Genomic DNA, 2,886 nt, shown 5'->3' on the forward strand with positions numbered 1-2,886 from the left:
GCATGTAAGTGGGAACTACTTCGCCCTGCTCTATCTCGGGCGTGACAACCAATCCTGACCCACTCAGATTATAGGTCGGAGTGACGACGCCCTGGTCGACTTGAGGCGTTGCGGCAAGGCCCATACCCGTCAGCGTTACAGAGAGCGAGAGCGACCCCATGCCAACCATTGGAGTGACTTCTAGGCCAGCTCCAGTCAGATTGTAGGTCGGTGTCAACACCCCCTGGTCCAGCTCTGGCGTCACAGACAGCCCTGAGCCTGTAAGCGTCACCACTGGGCTTGATGCTGTTACGACGCCTTGCCCAAGTTCAGGAGTGACCTGCAGGTCGGAGCCCGTAAGGGTGTAGGTTGGCGTCACAACGCCTTGGTCAATTTGAGGCGTTACAGCAAGCCCCATACCGGCCAGTGTTGGGGTGAGCGAAAGCGAACCCATGCCAACCATCGGAGTGACCTGAAGGCCAGCTCCAGTCAGGTTGTAAGTCGGAGTGACGACGCCCTGTCCAATCTGGGGCGTTACGGCAAGGTCAGATCCAGTCAGGCTGTAGGACGGCGTCACAACCCCTTGATCCAGCTCAGGCGTTACCGACAGTCCGGCGCCTGAAAGCGTCGCCGCCGGGCTGGAAGGCGTGACGACGCCTTGCCCTAGCTCTGGAGTAACCAAGAGGCCGGAACCCGTCAGATTGTAGGTTGGTGTGACCACACCCTGACCAAGCTCAGGAGTGACCTGAAGGCCTGCACCTGTAAGTTCAGACGTCCCCGAAGCGGGCAATGCAAATTCGTTCGCGCCGGTTTCCCAAAGGCGCAGTGCACCTTGGCGCATTTGGCCCCGGTTTAGCTCATCGAGCGACCCATGGACATCTGCGGCCAGAATGCCGCCAATTTCGGCATGACGCGAAGGGTCAGCAATCGCGGCGCGAACATCGGCATTATTTAGATCTGGAGCAGTGCCGAACCAAAGGGCAGCGCGTTCAAAAGAGGGGACTGCGTCTGTGAACGCAGGGACCGCACTACCATGACCACGCCCCAGAACCCCAACGTTGTCTACGTTGTTCAAGGGGATCGTAATCGTGGACGTAGAATCATAAGAGAGTAAACCGCCACCTTGGCCAGTGACCCAACACTGGGAAGCACCGTTGGCGTCGTGCACTAGGAATATTTCAACATCGTCACCGGCAAGCGTCTCCAAGAGGGGACTAAGCTTATCAGTGTTAACCCCGTCCTTTACCCACAAGCCCACCCGTGAGCCACTAGTTTTAGCGATAGACAGTAATGAACCTGCCCCATCCTGAAACGTTAGGACAAAGTCATTGGCCTCGGTTTGAGCCTTGCCCTTGTAGTACATAAGCACTTGGGTCTGAGCAGAATTGATTTCCTCAGGCAATGCCCCACGACGATAAAGGCCCACACCGGGATCGTTGATCAACGTGTTGGTTGGCTCAAGCGCTGCACCATTCGGCGGTGTAAAAGTGCCAGTGCCGGTTTCCCAAACCCGCAAGGCACCTTGTCGCAAGTGGCCCTGGTTGAATTCTTCGGCAGTGCCGTGGATGTCGAGCGCAAGAACGCCGCCAACTTCCCCATAACGGTCTGGGTCAGCAATCATCGTCCGAACAGCTTCATCGGTCAGATCAGCGGTTGTGCCGAACCACAATGCGGCCCGCTCGACACCTTCGTGTGCGTGGGTAAAGCCCGGAGGGTTTGCATGCCCCCGGTCAAAGACTCCCACGTTATTCACCTCAGGTAATGATGCAAACTTGTCCGCCGTGTTTGCAAGTGGGTTCATACCAAAGCCATGGCCGGTCTCGTAAGCTTGAGGACCATTTATAGCATCGTACAAGATCCAGACTTCAATGTCGTCGCCTTGGGTATGTCCATCGAAAGCTGGCACGATGGACTGATTGCCCGAACCATCATGGACGGTTAGCCCTATGCTTCCTCGTTCTTCTCGTGACCTAAGCCTGTAGGCGAACTGGTTCTGAAAGTTGAACAGAAACTGCTGGGCGTTCGTCAAGGATGGCAGTTTACCCCTATAGTAGAATAGGATTTGGTTTTGATTGGCGTTGATCGCATCTGGCAATGGGCCATGCCGATAGAGGCCAGCACCCGTGCTGTTTACAATCGTTTCAGTGGCGGATTTAGGTGCGCGATACAGAACAGGTAAGTTACTAGCCACGTTCCATCACCTCAGCCCCATCATCGTCACATACATGCCGGGATCATTCACGGCCTCAGTGGTCTTGTACCGTGCAGAAATCCTATCCCCTGCAGGTCGGCCCCAAGGCACCCAAGTAGGGCTGGCGTCAGGTTGTCCATCGTTTTGGTTTGTAGGAAGCCGCCAATCCAATTCTGCAAAAGCTACCTCTGAACCCGGCGACCCATAGGCCAATTCAATTCGTCGGCTGACTGTTGAAGTCGGGTTGTTGTACACGTTGGTAAACATGAAGCCCAACTCTGCGTAGTCGTGCAAAAGTCCGCTGCCTTGCATCAGGTTGTTGGGTGTTGATTGGCCACCAACTATTGTCAGTTCCGTCCAAGGGGTGGGGGTGTCGTCTACGGTTGCTCCAGGGACAACTGCCCCCTTGCCATATGCCGAAGTAGTAGCGTCCAAGTCGCAGGGGCCGAGGTCCAAAAACTTGTATGGGGGCAGCGGAAGGTCACCAGCTTTGACGCCTGAAATCCCCACATGGTACGGGCAAGTGGACCAGCCCGAATGGAACGTGGACAACCTCGTGCCTGCGGCGACTGGTAGGGGTACGTAGTTTTGACAAAACCCACGGGCTGCATTGCCTTGGCCGGGCTGAACAGTGGCAATTCGGGTTTCATTCCCCACGTCGCCAATGGCCACGCTTAATGGTCCTGTTTTGTCGACAAGCGAGGTCACGTAAAAGC

The 2,886-nt window shown here is 55.9% G+C and carries 2 protein-coding genes; both read right to left on the reverse strand.

The window, feature by feature from the left end; translation table 11 throughout:
- On the reverse strand, positions 1-2,170 hold a 2,170-nt coding region (locus tag DL239_RS21235; protein WP_167686091.1), incomplete at its 3' end, for a hypothetical protein.
- A 6-nt stretch (positions 2,171-2,176) separates the two neighbouring features.
- On the reverse strand, positions 2,177-2,886 hold a 710-nt coding region (locus DL239_RS21240), incomplete at its 5' end, for a hypothetical protein (RefSeq protein ID WP_206188594.1).

Source organism: Parasedimentitalea denitrificans, from assembly GCF_011813015.1.
GTDB classification, from domain to species: domain Bacteria; phylum Pseudomonadota; class Alphaproteobacteria; order Rhodobacterales; family Rhodobacteraceae; genus Parasedimentitalea; species Parasedimentitalea denitrificans.